Source organism: Ensifer sesbaniae, from assembly GCF_013283665.1.
GTDB classification, from domain to species: Bacteria; Pseudomonadota; Alphaproteobacteria; order Rhizobiales; family Rhizobiaceae; genus Ensifer; species Ensifer sesbaniae.
Window position 1 is genome coordinate 170,356 of the sequence record NZ_JABEKU010000004.1, and the last position, 21,513, is coordinate 191,868.

The window sequence follows — 21,513 nt, forward strand, 5'->3', positions numbered from 1 at the left end:
GCACAAGCAAGTGCCGTGCCAATCACAAATAGTTGGCATTATTGGATGGTGCTGCGACAGCGACAGGTCTGCTCCTTCGGCTTCATGACCGACTTGACTGAAGCGAATTGAACTTAGAAGAGGACAGCCTTCGCCCAGCCATCTGCATTGCCAGCATCAATGATGGGCGCCAAGCCCGCTGCCTCCGTCGATGATTCATCGGGCGCCCGCCTTTCGGGTCGCTTCGGGCGAACGCTCGGTCGAATATCCGCTTGGCCTTGGCTTCGAGCGGCGCGGCGAAGCCTGGTTAAGTCCACTCTCCTGTCCGCTATCCCTTAGACGCGCGCGTAACGCGGGCACCGCTTCATTGTTTGTAGAGTCCGCGACAAAAGTAGTTCGACCTGGTTTCCTGCTCCTCATCTAAATCATTGATATGATAGGCACTTTTTTGCCTGTTTCACTTTCTAAGTAACTGGCACGAATTTTGAAGCGCCCCTAGCGACGCGTCACGAACTAAAACCGTGGCCCGCTGATCGCCTTGCGCCTTAGAGGAGACTTATGCTTAATAAAGTCCAACCTGAGAACACCAAATTCGTCGCAAGCCACTTCATCGATGTAGTCGCGGCTATCGATAAAATCGCGGCAGCGTTCCCCGACAGGATTGCAATCCAACATGGCGCGGAGGAGCTCACATATGGTGAGCTGCGGGTGCTGTCAGATAGCATCGCAAACACCCTACGAGAGCGTTGCGCGGATGGAGCGGTCGTGGCCTATTGCGGAGAACGGAATTTTAATTGGGCAGCCACGGTAGTTGCAATTCTAAAAAGCGGCTCAACATATTTGCCGCTCGATCCATCCATGCCGGCTTCCCGAAATTCCTTCATGATTAGGCAAAGTGGATGCACTCTGATTATCGGGCCGGAAAGACCTGAAGTGCTTGGTCTTGAGAAAGACTGCGACGGCGTCAGACAATTCATGACGGTGCAGACGGCGCTACTCGGTAGCCGTGCCTCTCCTGCAATGCCATCTTCGGCTGAACCCCGTCTTGCTTACATTCTGTTTACGTCCGGTTCGACTGGACGGCCTAAGGGCGTGATGGTTCAGCGGGCAGGTCTCAACAACCATTTGATGGCCAAGATAGATGCGCTCGAACTAAGTGAGCAGGACTGTGTCGGACAGACTGCCTCTCATGGCTTTGACATCTCCCTGTGGCAGCTTTTGGCAGGATTGTGTGTCGGCAGTTGCGTCGCGATCATAGATGATGCGGCACTGAGATCTCCGATGGCTCTTCTTAATGCACTGCAGGCGCATCGTGTCGCTATCGTCCAATTCGTTCCATCGGTACTCGCCGTATTCGTTGAACATCTGCAGACACTCTCAGCCGAGGAGCGGCTCCTCGGTGCCTTACGCACGGTTTCCACGGTCGGCGAGCCGTTGACGCCCGCCTTGGCACGCAGTTGGCTGACACTTTATCCTCAAGTCCCCATTCTCAATCACTACGGCCCGACAGAATGTGCAGACGGGGTTACGCACCATTTGATATCGGTCCCGCCCAGCACAGCTGACACCTATGTGCCCATCGGTAGGCCGATTTCCAACCTTGAGGTCTATGTCGCCAAAGGATTGCGTCTGTGCAAGGCGGGAGAAGTCGGCGAAATCTATGTTAGCGGAGTCGGTGTCGCTGATGGATACATCAACGATTGCGACCGTACCAGAGATGCTTTTTTGCCAAACCCGTTCTCCGAGGACCCATCCTATCGGCAGCTCTATAAGACCGGCGATCTCGGACGCATCAGGGCAGACGGCCTTCTGGAGTGCCTGGGTAGACGAGATCGTCAGATCAAGCTCCGGGGGCACCGGATCGAACTTGGAGAGATCGAGTCTCACCTCTGCGCTCATCCTTTGGTAACCGCCGCGGTGGCTATTGCACCCGTCCATGAGAGCGTGAAACTTACGGCGCGGGACATAACCTGCGCCAACCGCGAAACTGACCGAAGACGAATAGTGGCCTACGTGTCGGCTCCTGCCGAACTAACAGAGGGTGAACTCCGGAGCTTTGTTGCCGAATCGCTTCCCGGCCACATGGTTCCAGAACGACTCATTCGTGTCGACCGGTTCCCTATCACTCCAAACGGCAAGGTAGATCTCGCGTCACTGCCGGACCCGACGACCGTTCGCCCCGAGCTGCTGAGCCCGTTCGAGGAGCCAAAGACGGAGTTCGAAAGCACGCTGCGAGATATTTGGTCCAAGATTCTTGGGATCAAAGTTATCGGCGTCAACGACAAATTCATGGCGCTAGGCGGCGACTCGCTCCGGGCGATGCTTATATTGGCGGAGATGCAGAGGCAGCTCGGGGCGAAGGTGGATTTCAGGCTTGTTCTGAATGGGACCATCAGATCGCTGGCTGCGGCGATATCCATCCAAACCACTGCAACACAGAACTTGCTTCCTGCGAGCGGGAAGCTCAAACGATCACCCCTGACGCGAGTGCAAGAACACCTCTGGTTTCTTTGGCAGCTTGATCCGGCCGCGAAGAACTACATTCTCCAGGGCGGTCTGCGCATACGAGGTGCCATCGATCTGAGCGCATTCAAGGAAGCCTGGTTCGATGTTGTTCAGGCGCATGACGGACTTTCAGCACGTTTCAGCAACGAGGACGGGCTGGTTCAGATTTTTGAGGATCCGCGGGGCTCCGATTTAGAGTTGGTGGATGCCACTCACCTGACCCAAGAGGAAGCCGATCAACTAGTGGCGGAGCTGCGGCGCACGGAACTCGACGACACCTTTGACCTCAACGAAGGACGTTTGTTTCGTGCACGGATGATCCGCCTCGGCGCGGATGACCATCTCATACTTATAAGCGCGCACGAAATCATCATAGATGCGTGGTCGATCTCTGTCCTCCTCAGAGATTTGCAGACAAGATACTCCAACGCCGCTGCCTTCTCTCCAGGGGAACGCGCATCCCTCTCGACCTATGCTCATTGGGAAAGTGTACACATTACACCAAAGTCGCTCGATGAGCAGGGGCGGTATTGGCGTCGGCAAATAGGCGACAATCCTCCGGTGCTTTCGTTGGGGAGCAGGCGACTGCGACCGAAAGAAAACTCCTTCCGTGGGAGCTCGCATGGGTTTTTCCTTGGGGGCGACCTATCTGATCACCTGCGAGACTTTGCACGCCGGCACAGATGCACGACTTCTACGGTTCTCCTGGCATGTTTCAAGCTGTTGTTGCGGATGTATAGCGGACAAAACGATGTTGTCGTTGGCATACCGCATGTGGTCCGTGACCAACCAGGCACCGAGAAGATCGTGGGCTTCTTCCTCAACATGCTGCCAATCCGAACCACGATCGATGCCAATGAATCCTTTGTGACGCACGCGACTCGCGTGCAGGGCCTTATAAGCGATGCTATCGCGAACTCGGCGTACCCGTTTAGCTGGATGGTCCGGGATACTCGATTCTACCGCGAGCCCGGTCAATCGCCTATCTTCCAAGTCATGTTCAACATGTACTCCGAGCCTCCCGAGCCACCCTCAAACCGCGATTTGGAAATGACGTTCCGCGAATATGATACAGGCTATGTAAAATTTGACCTTACCCTGTACGCGCAAGACGAAGGCGATGCAATTGCGTTGCAACTGGCTTATGCCGACGACATTTTTTCGAGCGATGTGATCGTTCGCATGGCCGATAATTTTCGCCATCTCATTGCTGCCTGTGTCGAGGGACCGGACGAACCGATTGTCGCCCTGAGCGGCCTTAGCCCATCGGAAGTCGCCTTTCTAAACGCGCTAAAGGGCGATGAGACGTTGTGTGAGGACGAGCCTTCGCTTGTGGACGCATTTAATCAAGTGAGCGCTTCAACTGTCGATCAGGTGGCTTATTTCGGCGAATTCGGTGCAGTCACGTTTGGCCAGTTGCGCAAACGCGTGGCTACGATCCAGTCCGTTCTGCGAACGTGCGGGGTGGGTGCGGGTGACATCGTCGCGATGCTGGTCGACCGGTCGCCGGACGTAGCGGCCACAACTTTGGCGATCTGGAATTTGCAGGCGATCGTTGTACCCATATCACCAAGCTTCCCGAAGGAACGGATCGGCCACATCATAAGGGATAGCAGCGCAAACCTCCTTGTTCACGCGATCGCGGATGAAGAAGCCACTTTCGGTTTGCCTTGCGTCAATCTGTCTGCGTTGCTAGCTGGATACGACTCTGGCCGGGTCTTGAGCCGGACTGGCGCGCCACTCGAGGAGAGTGCAGCGAGCATAATATATACTTCGTCGTCCACGGGTAAGGCGAAGGGCGTTCTTGTACCGGAATCTGCAATTCTAAATCGATTGAACTGGATGTGGCGATGCTTTCCTTTCGATGGCACCGACGTGATGGTTGTTCAGAAGTCAGCGGTACTTGTTGCTGCAGTGTGGGAGTATTTTGGAGGGCTCCTGAAGGGGATCCCAACGCTGATCCTTACGCATGAGCAGTTGCTCGACCCCGACCTCTTGTTGGGGGCATTGGCAACGCATCACGTGACGCGGTTGTTTGCCTCTCCGTCCATTTTAACCGGTCTAATCGCCTCTCAAAAGCGGCAGCCGGAAACGACCAGCTTGCGCCTGGTTACAAGCAGTGCTGAGCCGATGCCGTCATCGCTTCCTGTTCGTTGGCGAGAGTGCTTTCCAGATGTGCCGCTATGGAATTTTTATGGCGCTACGGAGTGCGCATCTAATTCGGCAGTGTACCGAACAACGGACGCCGATGATGGCTCATCAGTTGTTCCGGTTGGGCGCCCGATCGATAATGTGAAAGTCTATGTCCTTGATGCAGAGCTGAAGCGGGTTCCCGTCGGAGTCTCAGGTGAACTTTGCATGACAGGACGGTGTGTGAGCTCGGGATATTGGAAGGACCCAGAGCGAACAAAGCACTCTTTCGTGCCAAACCCATACGATGAGGGCCAACACAGCGTCCTTTATCGCAGTGGCGATATCGCCCGCATCTCAGCAAAAGGCCTTCTGGAGATTTGCGGTCGAGCGGACAACCAGATTCAGCTTCGGGGTTTCCGAATTGAGCTGGAGGAAATTGAAACGGCGCTTGAATCTCATCCTAGCGTCGCGCAAGCCGCCGCTGTGGTAGAGGGTGTGGATGATGATCGGCGACTAGTTTCCATTGTGGTCCCAGCTCACAAAAATCTGACCTCAGGAGATATCGTGAACCACCTGCGGGAGATACTCCCATCTTACATGATGCCATCCGATTTTCGGATGGTCGACCGTTTGCCGCTCACACCCAGCGGGAAAATTGATCGGGCTCGTGTGTCTTCTATGTCGTCCTGCCCGATCCGAAAAACCAGATCGGCTGAACCGCGTACCGAGAGGGAGCAACTCCTCGCCGCGATCTGGCAAGAGCTGCTGGGCACCAAAGCTGTTGGCGTTGATGACAACTTCTTTGAGATCGGTGGAAACTCACTTTTGAGCGTGCGGTGCGTCACGCTGGCGCGCAATGCGGGATTAAACTTGACGGTCGGACAGTTGCACCGGACGCCGACAATTCGGCAACTGGTAATGCACCAAATGCCGGTCACGACGGGTGCGGCTTCCAAGGGAGCGCTGCCGATGACCCCTGCGGTCACACATTGGAACAGTGTTGTCGGAATCGGCGAGCACTACAACATTGGCGATCTTTTCTTCATGCCCGCCGGCCTCTTGAATATCTCCATTCTTGAGCGTGCCCTCGTGCACGTCATCGGTCAGGAGGAAGGACTGAGGCTCCGTATCGACCAAATGAGCGGGGGCCTATCTCAAGTAATCGGATCAGTAGGAGATTCCCCCGTAGAGCAAGTAGACCTTGTCGGTGTGCACACATCAGAGCAACTCACCGTCATTGAGCGCGCCTGTGCGGAGCGTCAGCATAGTTTTCGGTTTGACGGCCGGACGCCTCTTGTCAAAGTTTCAGCCTTCCGGACATCAGAGAGCGGCGATTACTATCTGCTTGTTCTGCTGCATCACTTTGTAGCGGACGGGGTTGGATACAGACTGTTCCTGAATGCGCTCGATAAAGCCTATAGCTCGTTTGCTGCGGGCCAAACCGCTGCATATCCAGAGACCACGCCCCTGTCTCAATGGCTTGGCCGATTGAATGATTACGCGAATGGCGAAGCGCCGGCCGAGCTCGAGCATTGGGAGAGCCTGCCATACGACTTGTTTGATATTCGCGTACGCGACGACGCGTCATGTGCGGCGGGATTTTCAGCTGAAACTGCAAGGTGGCTCCACTATGCAGGCTTTAAGGAGCCAGTTGATGAGAAATTCTGGAGGCCGCTGTGGAAAGATCAGGCTACATATCATCTTAGACTCAGTGAGGAGAAGACGACATGCCTTCTCAAGATTGCGCCGACGTCTGCGCATTGCGAAGATTTTGACGTATTGCTTGCGGCTATCTCGGGGGCATTTGGCCGCGCTTTTGGAAATTATTCGCTCTGGATTGATAGTCTTACGTCGACCCGGGGAGGTCTATTCGACGACATCGATCCGTCGCAAATTATCGGCTACATCGGTGAGCTGGTACCGCTGCCGTTGTTCGTTACAGGAACGGAGTCTCATTTAGACCGCGCTCGCTCTATATATCAGCAACGCAGCTCCTTGCCGCGCAAGGGCATAGGTTTCCGAGCTTTGAAGTTCTTGAATCGGCATCCCGCCGTGCGGGAGCGGATCGATCGTCTGCCGTTACCCCGGATCGGAGTGAACTATCGAGCGAGACTCCAACGCCATTATCCGCGCCGGCTGCTATCCAGAGATCCACACCCACTGTGGATCGGCGAAGATATGAATCAGTCAGTTATGAACTATCTCTTTTGGTTTCGTGTCGGATACCAATCGGGCGAACTACAAATTGAAGTGAGATACGATCCAAGACAAGTGGGCTACGAATCCACCCGCAGACTCTGCACAATGCTGCACGAAGAGCTGCTACGGACTGTCGATGCTTTTGAAGAGTTCGGGCAACCGGCCAACGGAAGGCCGTTGGACCGCTTATGACAGGCGAAGACGTACGCATGGCATCGCCGGCAGAGCACATCGGTTTGGCGGACGGCAAGGCTTCCCGTCTTATCATGCGCCTCGCCATTCCCTCGATTATCGGGTTGTCGATCAATGGGCTTCAACAGGGCGTGAATGCAATCTTTGTCGGAAAGCTTGGACCACAGGCAATCGCCGCCGTCAGCATTGCTTTGCCGTTCGTGGTGCTGCTGTCCGCGGTGGGGCAGGGCATCGGGGCCGGTACAGCATCATTCGTGTCCCGCAATCTTGGCGCTGACAACTCATTGGAGGCGAGTCGGGGTGCGAGCTTGGCACTCGCTATCGCAACTCCGATCGGAGTGGCGCTTACTGTCACCCTCATTTTCAGTTTGCGCGATGCTCTCGCGTTGCTCGGCGCCAGTCCGACGGTCATGCCAGCCGCGCTCGACTATGCATCGACGCTCCTAGTTGGCTACACCCTCATCCTGTTGAACATGGTCAATGGATCCATCGTAAGGGCTGAAGGTAACACCCAATTCAGCATGTGGACCATGATTACGGCTTTTACGTTGAATGCCTTGTTCGATCCGATTCTAATCTTCACGCTGGATCTGGGGGTTCGCGGCGCGGCGCTGGCAACCTTGTTGTCTCAGATCGTCGCCACCAGCATGTACGTCATATATTTCGTGAAGCAACATGGGATCGTCCGTTTCAGAGCTTCCTATATCACTTTTAGTGGCGACCGAATAAGGCAGATCGCTGCCGTTGGAGCCCCAGCGACAATCACCGGTATATTGAGTGCGGCTTCATTCATGCTCCTGTATAGGGCTGCTGCTACGTTCGGTGACAATTCCATTGCGGCTGTTGGTATAGCCGCACGATTGCTAACAATCGGAACACTTCCGGTCGTTGGCTTTTGTATCGGCTCACAGGCGGTTCTTGGTTTCAGTTGGGGAGCACAGGATTTCGCTCGTGTGCAGAAGGCGGCGAGTTTCATGCTTTCCACAGTCTGCGCCTTTTCAGTCAGCTTTTCTACCGTGGTGGTGATTTTCGCCCGGCCAATCGTCTGCCTGTTCAGCGACAGCGAGGATGTGACCCAAATCGCGGTCTCCACCTGTATTATGTTCCATCTCTTTTTCGGGCTGTTTGGCGTCCAATACGTGGTAATAACCATGCTTCAGTCGTTCGGGAGAGCACGCCTGAGTGCGGTCGTTTCCTTCGCGAGGCAAGGATATCTCTTCGTGCCAGCGATATTACTATTTCCACGTTTTTGGGGATTCACGGGATTATTGGTCAGCCAGGCTGCTGCTGAGCTGGTGGCAGGACTGCTTGCCGTAGTTGTAGCGGTTAAGCAGTTCAACAATCTCAACGGAATGCTCGCGCATCGCTAAAGCGGAATGCAATCGAGAGGTCGTGCTTACTCTTGGCTGCCAATGCTCAAACCTCTTGAAATCGGCATGGCCGCGAACGCGGTCAGCCGGGAGCATGACTTTCAATGAGGTAATCGATAGTGCTTGTGCTCAAGCGAGAGGAAATCTCGGTGATAAGGACGCTGCTTCCATCAAATATAGCCGTGCACACCTCTCGAACAAGTGAAGGCACCAAAGTGATGGCCGAGGAAGAGAGTGCCGTGGCCCGGGCGATCGAAAGCAGAAGGCGTGAATTCTCCATCGGGCGGGCCTGTGCCAGATCGGCATTGTCCAAGCTTGGCTTTCCTCCGTGCGCCATCCCAAGTGGACCTGACCGGGAGCCACTGTGGCCGTCTGGCATAGTCGGCAGCATAACACATTGTCCTGGATTCTGTGCGGCCGCTGTGGCCTTGCAGGAGGACTACGTTACGCTTGGAATCGATGCAGAAGTCGACGAGGAATTGCCGCCGGGCGTGTTGGAGCTCGTTTCGGTTAACGAGGAACGAAAGTGGCTGACCAACGCACCACGGCGCTTGAATTGGGGCCGCTTGCTCTTCAGTGCTAAGGAGAGCATCTTCAAGGCTTGGTTTCCGCTCACGCGTGAATGGTTGGGATTCGAGGACGCGGTGGTAACTTTCATTCCGGACGGCGGGACGTTTGTTGCTCAGCTTCCGAACACGCTTATGCCGACCCGCAATGGTGCGTGGGAGCTCCGCGGCCGCTTCAGCATCGCAAATGGACTGATACTAACTGCAGTATTCATTGCGGGGCAGCGTTAGCCTCGACGCCGGAACTTGGCGTTTTCCGATTACGTGCGATTGGCGCCTTATGGAGCGCTGACGATTTCACAGAGTGTGAGCATTTATGTCTGCGCCTTTAGCCAGGAAACATCCCTGTGATTGAGGCTGCGCCGAAACGCGTTGAGGTTTCACCTCGTCTGTTGCGGCGTTTTTGGTCAGAAGAGTTCAAGGCCTTTGCGGTCGAGGAGGCGTCGAGGCCGGGAGCAAACATTTCGGCGGTTGCTCGACGGCGAACGAGAGATTCGGCGTGTCTACAGCGTTGACAGCGGACATCAGAGAGGCCGTTCAACCGGCGGAGTTCCGCGGCATGAGCGCGTCGATCGAAAATAAGAAGTAGATCTGGCCAAGCAATTGAAGCATGACATCGCTTTTGCCGTGACGAGCGCATTAAGGCAATGCCCTGCGGCATCATACTGCAACACCGTTCGCGCTCGCGCGAAGGGTCGCCCCGATCCTAAATTTGGGATAGTGGTGAGCAGGGATCATTTATTCAGGTGAAAGCTGGGAGCCTTTCACGGTCGATCTCAGGCTCCCAGGCGCGACCCAAACATCAACTATCCGTAAAGCAGGACTATCATGGATGTGTTGACTCTGTGGAGCACTCAGCCGAAAACAGGCGATGGCTAGAGGAGGGAATTGCTGATGGCTGATGAGAGTAAATGCGGGACTAGGTACTGCGGCCGTAACGACGGACGCAGAAGTGAAACCACCAACGGCTAAGAAGCGGAGGTCGCCACGGCCTCAGAAGGCGGCTTCCGAACCAGCTCAATCAGAGAAGCCGGCCGCTAAACGCAGGGGGTATACCGAGCAAGAGAAGAGCGATAAGCTCAAGCTGATCGAGACGCAAGTCAGCGAAGGCAGCACGCTCAAGGACGCTATCAAGAGCACCGGCATATCAGAGCAAACCTACTATCATTGGAAAGGTGCCGCGAAGCCTGCCGAGCAAAAGGGCACCAAGAGCACCAAGCCCCTGCCGGCCGGCGATGAACTGGCAGATCTTGTCCAGCTCGAAGAGGAAAACCAGAGGCTCCGCAAGCTACTGGCGGAGAAGCTGCGAGCAGAAAATGCCGAGCTGCGCAAGAGGCTCGGCCTGGGCTAACTGTGACCGGGAATGCGCCGGGCGATGTTTCTTCGGCGTCATCCGTGTTGCGCCCGAAGCTTATATTGCTCCCCCATCTGGCGTTGCCGCGGCAAACGAAGCTCTGCTGTTGCCGGTGAAAGGCGCGCCAGCTGCGAGGACGACGAGCAGTTGAAGCGCGCGAGGAAGGGCTGTATTGGTGCGCCTGCAGGAATGCAGCGGCGCCAATCGACGTTGCATGTTTGACGTTTGCTTGGGATCGAAAGTAGATGAAGATACCACAACGGAGATTCGTTGTTGAATTCAAGTCGCGGCGACGACAGCCAAAACCCCAGACGAACTCAATCTGGGGAGACACAGATCTCAAGGCTTTGGCCCGCGAAGCGGAAGATTCAGCGTCGCATCTGTTCAATTCAAATGAAGGACCTGGAACACCGGACTCGGGTGATACTGGGCCGGCTGACCCGATCAATACAGAGCCTGTCAATGAACGTGCCGACGATGTCAACGTTGCACTAGCAGCGATACCATTTGCCAACGGCGCGGAGGTCGAAATCTCGAAGTACCACGAGGCCGACCATCCGGTCGAAGCGGCTGTGCAAGTAGAGAAGATCATCCAAACGGCATCGCAGCGTCGAACGACATCAACCGACACTTCTCGAAAGCGCGCCAAGCGCGCACCCGTCCAGACGATCGCGCTCAACTCGAACGTTGGGCACGAGGATCGACAGGCGCAGACCGGGACTGTCGACAATCCGATCTCCCTCGACGAGCTTGCCGCGCTGGACACAGACAACAAGCGCCTCAAGAGGTTGCTGGCTGAACGGCTTCGTGAACAGAACCTTTGGCTCAAGAAGATGCTTGCACGCTTTACTGCCGAATAGCGAGTCGCGACCACCGGCGTCCGGGCCAAGAAACCCGCTGAGGCGCGAGTTCCGCGGATAGCCGAGCACAGGCTGCGCTACCTCGATGTCACCTGCCGGTTTTGCGGCTTAGCACTTATTGAAGGGATCCTGTCTGAAGGAAGCGAGAACCCGACACTACTAACCGAGGCCGAACGTGGAGATTGGCACTTGGAGTGCAGCGGCGATCCGCGGGAGCCTGGCGGGGTCGACATCGGCACCCAGTTCGATCCTTGTAATTTCGGCGCCGGTGAGACCGCAGGTCAAGGAGAGGTTCTCGACACTATATATCCGATTGCCTCGCGACAATGCTTGACAGCGCCGCCCATATCGACGCGGCCCCGACACTTGGCAACGTCGAAGTTGCTTGTAGCTCATGAAATGACTTCTTCGATAATGCTTCACGAGCGCTCGCTTTTTCTCGTTAAAGGGAGCCTGCAGCCCTCGATATGTCGACCTGACCAGATCAATGATGTTGCACCGCAATATCGGCCCGAAAAATCGCGTTACAAGGAATCTGCTACAGCGTCGGACATTTAATCGGGACGCATATCCGGCCTCCATTAGTCAGTTCCAGCATTCGGTTCTAAGTGGCGGCTGTGGCTCATGGCCGCTTCCGGAGAGGCACGAAACAAAGACACTTCGGCGCGGTCTGCCGACAGAAAACGTAAGCCACCCTACTTCTGCCCGGATCTTGCAATGCGCGCACAGCGTCGTCTCGTGTCTGGTCGCGCCTTGCTCCTCGCTCATCTCGGCACCTCGTCCCTGCGTTCCAAGCAGGGTGCCCGGCCGCGAGTGAAGCCAATGCTCGTCGCGATCTGCGCCAGCGCCAGTTGCGCGATACCGCTCCAGGATGGTGGACAGCAACAGCTTGTGGCGCTTCCTTAGGGAGACTACGCTGCAGGTTCTCACGACCAAGCAGCCGGCCACACATGATGTGAAACCCAGGATCGTTGCGGAGGTGCCATTCCGCAACGTCCGAGGTTCCGGTCTCATAAGAGCGCTTGGAGATAGCGAACGGTCCGTCCGTGGCTTACAGCTTGAGCCGCATGCATGATAGCATTGGTATCCAGACCATAATGCCTATATAGATCGGCAATCGTGCCGGTCTGCCCGAAGTGTTCGACACCCAGTGACTTCACACGGTGGCCATAGACGCCGCCAAGCCAGGAGAGCGTTGCTGGATGTCCGTCGATGACTGTGACGATCCCGCAATCGCTTGACACCGGCGCTAACAGGCGTTCGATGTGGCTCATGGCCCCGGCCGCTCCGCGCTGCCGGGCCCTTTCAGCAGCCTGCCAGCCAGCGTTAAGTCGATCTGCTGACGTGATCGCCAGCAAGCCCACATCCCGTCGATCTTCGGCGAGCAGACCCGTTGCCGCGATCGCCTCTGGCGCAACGACACCCTGATAGGCGATGATCACGCTGGCATTCGGTCCGGGCCGGCGCAGCCAGTAGGCCCCATTGATGATGTCTTGCTCCAGGTCAGGCGCCATCTGGCGTGCTGGCTGCTCCAGCGGGCGTGTCGAGAGGCGGAGATAGACAGATCCGCCCGTCTGATCGCGCAACCATGTCGCCTCATCGGGGTCACCTTCGCCGTCGCGCTGCATGTAGTCGAAGGCGAAGCGCATGATGACCGAAAGCTCGTCGACGAAGGCAGGCTCGAACGAGCACAGCCCGTCCTGCGCCATACCGATCAATGGCGTACCAATCGACTGGTGCGCGCCGCCTTCCGGAGCTAGCGTCACGCCGGACGGAGTTGCAACCAGCAGGAAACGTGCATCCTGGTAACAGGCGTAGTTCAACTGGTCGGCCGAGCGGTAGATGAACGGATCATAGACGGTGCCGATGGGCAGGAGCCGAGCGCCGTTGATCGAATGCGAAAGACCCAGTGCACCGAGCATGATCATCAAATTGGACTCAGCGATCCCCAGTTCGAGATGTTGACCCTTCGGACCGAACTCCCAGCTGTAGGTCGACGGAATCCGTTCCGCCTTGAAGATGTCGGCCATGCTTTCGCGGGCGAAGAGACCCCGGCGATTGACCCAAGCGCCGAGATTGGTCGACACTGTCACGTCCGGCGAGGTCGTGACAATACGCTCTGCAAGCGGTGTGTCAGCACGCGCGATGTCGTTCAGAATTTGTCCAAAACCCATCTGGGTCGACAGCAGCTTGCCTGGCTGACCGGGCGAGGAAAGGGTAGGTGGGACGGGGATTGCCGGTGCGGAAAGTCTGCGGCGGCCCTTGCTGAAGAACGGCGCCCGAGCGACGAACGCATCGAGCTCACCAGCCGGCATGGTAGCCGCAGCCCATTTCTCCCATTCCTGGCCGGGCTTCACCCCCATCTGCTGGCGGAAGCCCTCCATCTGGTTGGGGGTCATCTGACCGGCGTGATTATCCTTGTGGCCCGCTAACGGCAAGCCATAACCCTTGATCGTATAGCAGATGAAGCAGACCGGACGGTCGTGCTGCGAAGCTTGATCAAAGGCTTCGAGCAGGCTCGGCAGATCATGTCCTCCCAGATTGCCCATGAGCGCTTGCAGCTGCTCATCCGAACGTCGCTCTATCAAGGCAGTCACAGGCCCCTGATCACCGATCTCATCCAGCAGCCGCTTTCGCCATGCCGCGCCACCCTGGAAGGTTAGGGCGGAATAGAGCTGGTTCGGACACGTCTCGATCCACTGCCGCAGCTTGTCCCCGCCCGGCTCGGCAAAGGCAGCCTCTTGCAAAGAGCCGTGGCGCAGGATCACGACGTCCCAGCCGAAGTTTCTGAATATCTGTTCAAACCGCTCCCAGAGGCCTTCGCGAACGACCGCGTCCAGCGATTGACGATTGTAGTCGACGACCCACCAGCAGTTTCTCAGGCCATGTTTCCAACCCTCAATCAGGGCCTCATAGATATTGCCTTCGTCCATCTCGGCATCGCCGATCAAGCTGACCATTCGCCCTTCAGGCCGATCGTTCATCCATCCATGTGCCGAGACATAGTCCTGGACCAATGAAGAAAACAGCGTCTGCGCCACGCCGAGACCGACCGAGCCGGTCGAGAAGTCGACGTCATCGACATCCTTGGTCCGTGACGGATAGCTCTGTGCGCCCTTGAAACCTCGAAAGTTTTCGAGCTTCTCGCGGGTCTGGTTACCTGCCAGATATTGGAGAGCATGGAATATCGGTGCTGCATGGGGTTTGACCGCGACCCGATCCTGGGGACGAAGCGCCGAGCAGTAGAGCGCGGTCATGATGGTGCTGAGCGACGCTGACGAAGCCTGGTGCCCGCCAACCTTCACCTCGTCCGCTTCGCGGATATGGTTGGCGTGATGGATCGTCCAAGCGGCAAGCCAGGAAACGCAGCGTTCAATTTCGTTCAGATAGCTGATCTTGGAGTTCATCACTCCCCCTCTTTTACAAGTCGAGTTTCAGAACGCCCGTCGCGCGTGATACGCACGGGATAAACCGACGGTCACGCGCGTCGTTTGAAAGCACTGCATCGCGATGGATTGGCTGTCCTGCCAAATACCCGCACTCGCAGGTTCCGCAGACGCCGTTCTCGCAGGACGCCATCAGCAACACGCCGGCGGCGCGAATGGCCGATAGCGCTGATTCGTCTGCAGGTACCGGAACAACCGTCCCGTTACGAAGCACAATCGTAAACGGTTCGGGTGGAGCATCATCCCGGGCCGGCGGCTGAAAGGCTTCGAAATGGACCGTGCCATCCGGCCAGTGTCCTGAAGCCTGGGCAACGGCTGCCATGAAGCCGGGAGGCCCGCAGTAATAGAGCTGCGCACCACGGGGCCGCGCCAACAACAGGCTATCAATGTCCTGCCGGGTTTCGACTTGATCGTCGAAGTGGAGCCTCAGGCTTTCGGAGCCGATGATCTTCTCCAAAGTTCCCAGCAACGGTGCCAGGCTTCGGCTCCGCGAAAAATAATGGAGCTCAAAAGTCTTGCGCTGCCGACAGAGAGCCCGCGCCATTGCAAGGATAGGTGTGATCCCTATGCCTCCTGCCAGCAAAAGGACCGGCCCGTCACACTCCCTGAGCGGGAAATGATTGCGCGGGGCGGATACGGGCAGCTCGGCGCCTGGTGCAATAGTATCGTGGATCCATGCCGAGCCGCCCCGGCCACCGGTTTCGCGCTTCACCGCTATCGTGTAGCGGCTGAGATCTTCCGGGTCACCGCAGAGCGAGTATTGGCGTACCTTCCCGTCGGGGAGGTGGACGTCGACATGCGATCCTGGTTCAAAGCGCGGCAGAAGAGGCTTGCGTGGGTGCCTCAGCTCGATCACGCGGACGTCGCCCGGCTCGTCGTGGACGCCGGCAACAATCAGTTTCATGATGATACGTGGAGATCCCATGTCGCGTCACTCGTCCATTGGCAGGATCGGGTCGCCAGGGCGGATGATACCACCGACCTCGATCGAACAGTTGAGACCGGAACGGTTCAGCAGTCCTTCGTAGAGGCCCGACATGCCGAGAAGCTCCTCGATGTATTTGCAGGGAAAGTTCATCCGTGCCGCCCGCAAAACCGTTTCGCCGACCCGGAAGCGCTTGCCGACCAGATGATTGAGCGGAACGCCACGGGTCGTCAGGTTGCGCCTGTGATCTTCGGGTTTGAGCGTGCCCTTGAACCCGGGAATCTTCGGCTCTCCCTTGGCAATCGCCTCGAGTACCTCGACCTCGATCAGCGTGACTTCACGGACGTCAGGCTTGGGCGAATAAGTCCCAGTCCCGAGATAATAGCGGTCGCCCGCAAGGCCGCGGCCAGCGATGAGTTGCGCCTCGGCGAGTTCTTCCATTTCGTAGGAAGCGGCCGGCGCAATGTGAATGTGGAGCAGACTCCCCTGCCAAGTCATGTATCGGCTCCCGCAATGCCTTGCCTTTGATCGACATGGATCTCCGCGCCGGTGGCCTGCATGTCTCACCAGTCCCGGCTGATGGGGAAATCTGCCGTGAAACTGGCTTCGTCAACAGTGCCAGTTTACCAGCATGTTCCTAGTCCAGTTCGGCGAACGTGAGAGGCTTGCCACGAGAGGATGCAATGAAATGCTCGGCGAGCCGGGTCTTGCTGTCAGCCCGCACCCTTCACCGCATCGACGGCCGAAACGACAAGTTGAATGCCCTTCTCGATCTGCCTCGGTGTCAACGCGGAATAGCCCATCACCAATCCGAGCCGCTCTCGTGGCGCCTCAGTTGCCCCTGGTGCAGAATAGTAGAGCGGTGAAATACCGTAGAGGCCGACGCCGCGTTGGCGAGCGGCATCCATCAGGGCGATCTCAGCTGATCCCGGCAGCTCATTGAACCAGACGACGACATGCAATCCGGCATCGGCACCCTCGACCGTGACGCGGTCGCCGAATGCAGTCTCAAGAGCGCTCAATAATGTCTCACGGCGCTCCCTATTCAGTCGTCTGACGCGACGCACATGGCTCTCATAGGCGCCGGTTTCGATAAGGGAGGCAAGAGCTTCCTGCTCGGTCATGGGTGTATGCCGGTCGATCAATTGCTTGGCGGTTGCGAATACCTCCTGCAATTGCTTTGCCACCACGAGGTAGCCGATGCGCATCATCGGCGACAGTGTCTTCGAAACAGTGCCCAGATAAATGACGTTACACCCGTTCACCAAACTCTGGAGCGGCGGAACCGGGCTGATGTCGTACCGGTACTCGCTGTCGTAGTCGTCCTCGACCACGTAGGCGTCATGATCTCTGGCCCAGTCGAGAAGCTGGTGGCGACGGCTAATCGGCATGACACCGCCTAAGGGAAACTGATGGGAGGGGGTTACATAGGCCATCCGGGCATCGATTCCTGACAAATCCGGGGTCTTCAAGCCGTCCGTGTCCACATCCACAGCCACGGCGGAGGCTCCGGTACTTGAGAAGATCTGGCGGGCCATCCGGTAGCCGGGATTCTCCATCACGAAGGAGCTTCCCGCGTCTAGAAGGATCCGCGCGCAGAGGTCCAGGCCCTGCTGGGAGCCGTTGACGACGATGATTTGCTCCAGATCGCATTGCAATGTCCGTGCCCGCCAAAGATAACCCTGAAGGGCTTGCCGCAGGCGCCGGGATCCTCGCGGGTCCTCATAGGCCAGCCGTCCCGGTCTTTGAGCAATCACTGAATTAACAGCGCGCTTCCACGCCAGCGCTGGAAAATCGGATGGGGCAAGATCGCCGTACCGAAAATCGACCGACAGGGTATTGGACAGGTAGTCGAGCCACGGTGGAAGCGCGCGAAGTCTTTCGCCGTAAGCCGAGAGCGGCCCACACGCCTCCCGCGCAGCCGTTGTTTCTGGTGGGCGTTGTTCCAGTTGCAGCGCTGACACCCGCGGGCGCGCGCCCTGGCGCAGTTCCACGAAGCCTTCAGCGGCAAGCTGTTCATAGGCAACCGTGACCGTCGTTCGCGAGACATGCAGTTCATTTGCCAGGCTGCGTGAGGATGGCAGTTGACTTCCCGCTTCATAGACACGGCTAAGGATCTGACTCTTGAGCGCCTCGTAAATCCTGCGTGCGCCCATCCTCGGGGCGTGTACTGCCGCCGCTTGGTTTCCCGACTGGACCATATTCTTTCTGCCAAACTGGATGTTTCATGCCGGCCAGTATGATGCCAGTCTGGGCCAAAGCAAAGAGGATACGATCCAGCTATGACAGGCGGCAGCGAGCATGACAAACGTCAGAAACAATCTGACCACTTTCACGCGGCAAGCTTCGGCTTCGACACGCGCGCCATTCATCATGCGTTCAGCCCGGTGGACTTCAAACGGGCAGTCCAGCCGCCAGTCTTCCTGACCTCGACCTACGGCTTCGAGAGCGTCGAGGCCAATGACGCCGCAGCAGCGCTCGGCGGCAGACTTTATGCGCGTGAATATAACCCGACCACAGAGATCCTAGAGCAGAGACTCGCGAATCTGGAAGGGGCTGAAGCGGGCCTCGTGGTATCGACCGGGATGGCTGCCTTCGGCACGCTGATTCTCTCGTTGCTGTCGCAGGGCGATGAGCTCGTGGTCCACAAGACGCTCTATTCCAATACCGTCGCGATGGTGGAGCACGGTCTGCCTCGCTTCGGCATCAAGGTCGTTCCCGTGGATCTGTCCGAGCCATCAAACCTCGAAGCGGCGATCACGAAAAAGACCAAGCTCGTTTATTTCGAGACACCCGTTAACCCGTTGAGTAGCATTCTCGAGATCGAGGCGATCGTTAAGCGCGCTCACGCGCATGGGGTGAAAGTCGCCGTCGACAGTACCTTTGCTTCTCCCGCACTTCAGCGGCCGATCGAACATGGCGCCGATATCGTCCTGCACTCGCTCACGAAATACATCAATGGGCACGGCGATACGTTAGGTGGCGCGCTGCTCGGCGACGCGGAAACGCTTCACCTCTTGCACGAAACGGGCCTGCGCTACATTACCGGCGCGACCTTGGCCCCGCACTCGGCCTTCCTGATCATGCGCGGCCTGAAGACGCTGTCGCTTCGAATGGAGCGACACAGCGCCTCGGCTCTGGCGATCGCCCGAATGCTCGAAGCGCATCCCGCCGTGTCTTGGGTGAGCTATCCCTACCTGGATTCGCATCCCGATCACGCCGTCGCGCGCAAGCAAATGGCGCAAGGGTCCGGCATGCTGGCCTTTGGACTTCATGCCGGTTTCGATGGCGCCAGAATCATGCTTGACCGCCTGCAACTGATGACACGCGCGGTGAGCCTCGGCGACACGGACAGCCTGATCTATCATCCGGCTAGCATCACACGGGCGCGGCAATCGATCAGGAAAGACGCCCACATGGTCTCGGGCGTTGGAGACGACCTCATCCGGCTGTCGGTCGGACTTGAAGACGTGAATGATTTGATTGGCGACATACACCAGGCACTCCGGGCCTTGTGACGCCCCTATCGACGATTGCGGATACAGAAACACCGGACTCGGAGTATCAAATGGCCTTCCTGAGCGGGCTTTCCGCATTTCCCATCACGCCAAGTGACAGAGACGGCCGCGTCGACACTGCCGCACTCAAAAGGCTTGTGGCGAGGCTTTGCACCGCAGGCGTCGATTCCATCGGCCTTCTCGGCAGCACCGGAACCTACATGTATCTGTCCCGGGAAGAGCGGCGACGTGCTTTGGACGCGACCATCGAGGAAGCCAACGGGAGCATACCGGTCGTGGTGGGCGTCGGGGCCATGCGGACGGATGAGGCGGTCAGGCTGGCGCAGGACGCGAAAGCCGCAGGCGCCGCCGCGGGCCTGCTGGCCGCTGTTTCGTATGCGCCACTCACGCAGGATGAGGTTTTCGAGCACTTCTCCACCGTTACTCGCGACAGCGGCCTTCCGATTGTGATTTACGACAATCCGGGGACCACCCATTTTCGCTTCACCGCTTACCTGGTGGAGCGCTTGGCTCAAGTGCCTGGCATGGTAGCGATCAAGAACCCGACGGAAAAATCCGAAGAGATCGCGGGGCATCTGGCGCAGCAGAGAGCCACGACGCCCAACGGCTTCTCGATCGGTTACAGCGGGGATTGGAATGCCGCCGAGGCCATGATCTGCGGAGCCGATACCTGGTATAGCGTTCTCGCCGGCATCCTTCCGGACGTCTGCCTGCGCATCGTCAGAGCAGCACAGAGCGGCAATGTTGAAGAGGCACGCCGCCTGGATGCGGGTCTTGCCCCCATCTGGGAGATATTCAAACAGTTCTCCAGTCTTCGGACAGTCTACACCATGGCCGATCTGCTCGGCGTCTGCCGGGCCGAACCGCCTCGTCCCATTCTCCCCCTGCCTCCGTCGGCGAAGGAGAAGGTCGCTCACGGCCTGACCTTGCTTGAGCAGGATCTTGCCTGAGGCAAAGCACGGTTTGGCGCCGCCGGAGGATCAAGAGAGCATTGCTTTATATCGTCTGGGCATTGCCTGCGCTCATCGTCATCGCCCTGCTTGCAAGCGGTCGCGCCTCCACACTTATTGCTGCGATCATCGGATTGGTGGTGGCCATAGTCGTTGCATTGAGCACTGCGCCCGGCGAGTTCCAGCTGTACGATGGGGCCAGCGCGCTTTTGCGCGGAGCATGGATCGGCTGGATTGTCGTGCCCTATATATTGGGCGGGCTGTTGTTCTGGCAGATGGCAATTCGGCCAGGAGATGCCGCGATGCCGGTGGAAAGCCTGCAGCCCAACATGCAGGCCAGGCGGCGTTTACTGTTTGCAGCATGCTTCCTGATCGGCCCGTTTTCCGAATCCGCAACCGGCTTCGGTGTCGGGATCGTCGGGACGATGCTGTTGCTGCGCAGGCTCGACCTGCAACCGGTCTATCTGATGGCCCTCAGCCTGCTGAGCCAGACGATGATTCTGTGGGGCGGCATGGGCAATGGCACAATTGTCGCCGGTGCCTTCTCGCGAACCGATCCGACCGCGCTTGCTGTCAACGCCAGCTTCTTCCAAATCGCCCTGAATGCGCTCTGGTTGCCGCTCTACTGGCGGATGGCTGAAAGAGCAGGCGTCGTGGCCTCATTCCGCGAGCATCTCAGCGAAATTATGTGGCTCGGCGGAAGCATCCTGCTGCTCATTGCTGCAACGCAAGCTTTGGGTCCTGAAGTCGCCATGCTCTGCGCCTACGGACCGATTATCGTATTGCGATATCTTGTCGACGAGCGACCCGACTCTCAGCAACTGCTCTGCGCTATCAGCAGGATGGCGCCCTTTGCCATTCTTATCGGATGGCTCCTGGTCAGTCGCCTGCTCTCGCCCCTGAACGAACTCTTGCAGCAAGCAGGGCGGCTGGAGCCTTTCGTCGGAGCGCCGGCCTGGTCGCCGCTCTTCCATGCCGGCACTTGGTTGGGGGTAGGTGCCGTTCTGAGCGCCTTCTCCTACGGCCATGTTTCCAGCTTGGGAGCGCAAGTGGCGGCAGCCTGGAAAACCGGTCGGCTTGCGGTTCTCGCCATCATGATCTTTTCCATGATGGCGGAGCTGATCTCAAGCTCCGGGATCGCTGCGGCATTGGGAGAGGGTATGAATTCCACGTTCGGCAGAGGCGCGATAACATGTCTCGCCCTCATTTCGGCAATGTTCGGAGCACTTGCAAACAGTGGTAACGCTGCAAACGGTCTGTTCATGGCTTCTCAGGTCAGTCTTGCGAGAGAAGCGGGCCTCAATGTCGCAGCAGTGATCGCCTTGCAACACACGGCCGCTCTGGCGCTCAACCTGATCTCGCCAGTTCGGATGTCAATCGTTTGCAGCCTAACAGGGTTCCGCGGCCGGGAGGGAGCAATCTACCGCGCCATGTTGCCGTTTGCGGCCGCGGTCGTCGCCGTGTTGCTGATGGGCTCGCTGATGATCACTCATCGTGTGCTTTAGTGGGAGAGCCT

Annotated in this window: 12 protein-coding genes and 2 pseudogenes; 9 read left to right on the top strand and 5 right to left on the bottom strand. The window is 57.7% G+C overall.

All coding sequences use genetic code 11. The annotated features are described in order from the left end of the window. The first annotated feature begins 537 nt into the window (after nucleotides 1-537). The 6 genes and pseudogenes from BHMPCIPO_RS31845 (at nucleotide 538) to BHMPCIPO_RS31870 (ending at nucleotide 11,158) form a co-directional block, all read left to right on the top strand. On the top strand, nucleotides 538-7,008 hold the full coding sequence (locus tag BHMPCIPO_RS31845; protein ID WP_173520766.1) for a non-ribosomal peptide synthetase: 6,471 nt from the start codon (nucleotides 538-540) through the stop codon (nucleotides 7,006-7,008). 17 nt (nucleotides 7,009-7,025) lie between these two features. Continuing rightward, the gene (locus BHMPCIPO_RS31850) at nucleotides 7,026-8,378 is read left to right on the top strand and encodes an MATE family efflux transporter (protein WP_312033089.1); all 1,353 of its coding nucleotides are present in this window, start codon (nucleotides 7,026-7,028) and stop codon (nucleotides 8,376-8,378) included. Between the two features lie 119 nt (nucleotides 8,379-8,497). Next, nucleotides 8,498-9,175 (top strand): 4'-phosphopantetheinyl transferase family protein, encoded by a 678-nt coding sequence (locus tag BHMPCIPO_RS31855; RefSeq protein WP_312033090.1) that lies wholly within the window; start codon nucleotides 8,498-8,500, stop codon nucleotides 9,173-9,175. 116 nt (nucleotides 9,176-9,291) lie between these two features. Beyond that, complete coding sequence (locus tag BHMPCIPO_RS31860; RefSeq protein ID WP_312033091.1) at nucleotides 9,292-9,459, top strand: transposase; 168 nt, start codon at nucleotides 9,292-9,294, stop codon at nucleotides 9,457-9,459. A gap of 379 nt (nucleotides 9,460-9,838) precedes the next feature. Continuing rightward, a pseudogene (locus BHMPCIPO_RS31865) lies at nucleotides 9,839-10,295 on the top strand (transposase). Between the two features lie 248 nt (nucleotides 10,296-10,543). Further along, complete coding sequence (locus BHMPCIPO_RS31870; RefSeq protein ID WP_173520769.1) at nucleotides 10,544-11,158, top strand: hypothetical protein; 615 nt, start codon at nucleotides 10,544-10,546, stop codon at nucleotides 11,156-11,158. Nucleotides 11,159-11,317: 159 nt separating this feature from the next. Here BHMPCIPO_RS31870 and BHMPCIPO_RS33345 read toward each other — a convergent pair. From BHMPCIPO_RS33345 to pdxR, 5 genes and pseudogenes are all read right to left on the bottom strand, one after another. After that, nucleotides 11,318-11,505, bottom strand: a pseudogene (locus BHMPCIPO_RS33345) (helix-turn-helix domain-containing protein). A 663-nt stretch (nucleotides 11,506-12,168) separates the two neighbouring features. Beyond that, a complete protein-coding gene (locus tag BHMPCIPO_RS31875; protein WP_173520770.1) occupies nucleotides 12,169-14,565 on the bottom strand; it encodes a thiamine pyrophosphate-binding protein in 2,397 nt (798 codons plus the stop codon). A gap of 13 nt (nucleotides 14,566-14,578) precedes the next feature. Beyond that, entirely contained in the window at nucleotides 14,579-15,508 is a 930-nt protein-coding gene (locus BHMPCIPO_RS31880) for a PDR/VanB family oxidoreductase (RefSeq protein WP_312033092.1), read from the bottom strand. Nucleotides 15,509-15,535: 27 nt separating this feature from the next. Beyond that, a complete protein-coding gene (locus BHMPCIPO_RS31885; RefSeq protein ID WP_173520772.1) occupies nucleotides 15,536-16,027 on the bottom strand; it encodes an MOSC domain-containing protein in 492 nt (163 codons plus the stop codon). 215 nt (nucleotides 16,028-16,242) lie between these two features. Then, complete coding sequence (gene pdxR / locus BHMPCIPO_RS31890) at nucleotides 16,243-17,730, bottom strand: MocR-like pyridoxine biosynthesis transcription factor PdxR (RefSeq protein ID WP_173520773.1); 1,488 nt, start codon at nucleotides 17,728-17,730, stop codon at nucleotides 16,243-16,245. Nucleotides 17,731-17,811: 81 nt separating this feature from the next. Here pdxR and BHMPCIPO_RS31895 point away from each other — a divergent pair, with 81 nt between their 5' ends. Genes BHMPCIPO_RS31895 through BHMPCIPO_RS31905 form a run of 3 tightly spaced genes read left to right on the top strand, consistent with a single transcriptional unit; the run spans nucleotide 17,812 to nucleotide 21,502 of the window. Then, the gene (locus tag BHMPCIPO_RS31895) at nucleotides 17,812-19,047 is read left to right on the top strand and encodes a trans-sulfuration enzyme family protein (RefSeq protein WP_173520774.1); all 1,236 of its coding nucleotides are present in this window, start codon (nucleotides 17,812-17,814) and stop codon (nucleotides 19,045-19,047) included. Nucleotides 19,048-19,097: 50 nt separating this feature from the next. Continuing rightward, nucleotides 19,098-19,997 (top strand): dihydrodipicolinate synthase family protein, encoded by a 900-nt coding sequence (locus tag BHMPCIPO_RS31900; RefSeq protein WP_173520775.1) that lies wholly within the window; start codon nucleotides 19,098-19,100, stop codon nucleotides 19,995-19,997. 41 nt (nucleotides 19,998-20,038) lie between these two features. Then, nucleotides 20,039-21,502, top strand: a complete 1,464-nt coding sequence (locus tag BHMPCIPO_RS31905; protein WP_173520776.1) for an L-lactate permease — start codon at nucleotides 20,039-20,041, stop codon at nucleotides 21,500-21,502. The last annotated feature ends 11 nt before the right edge of the window (nucleotides 21,503-21,513 follow it).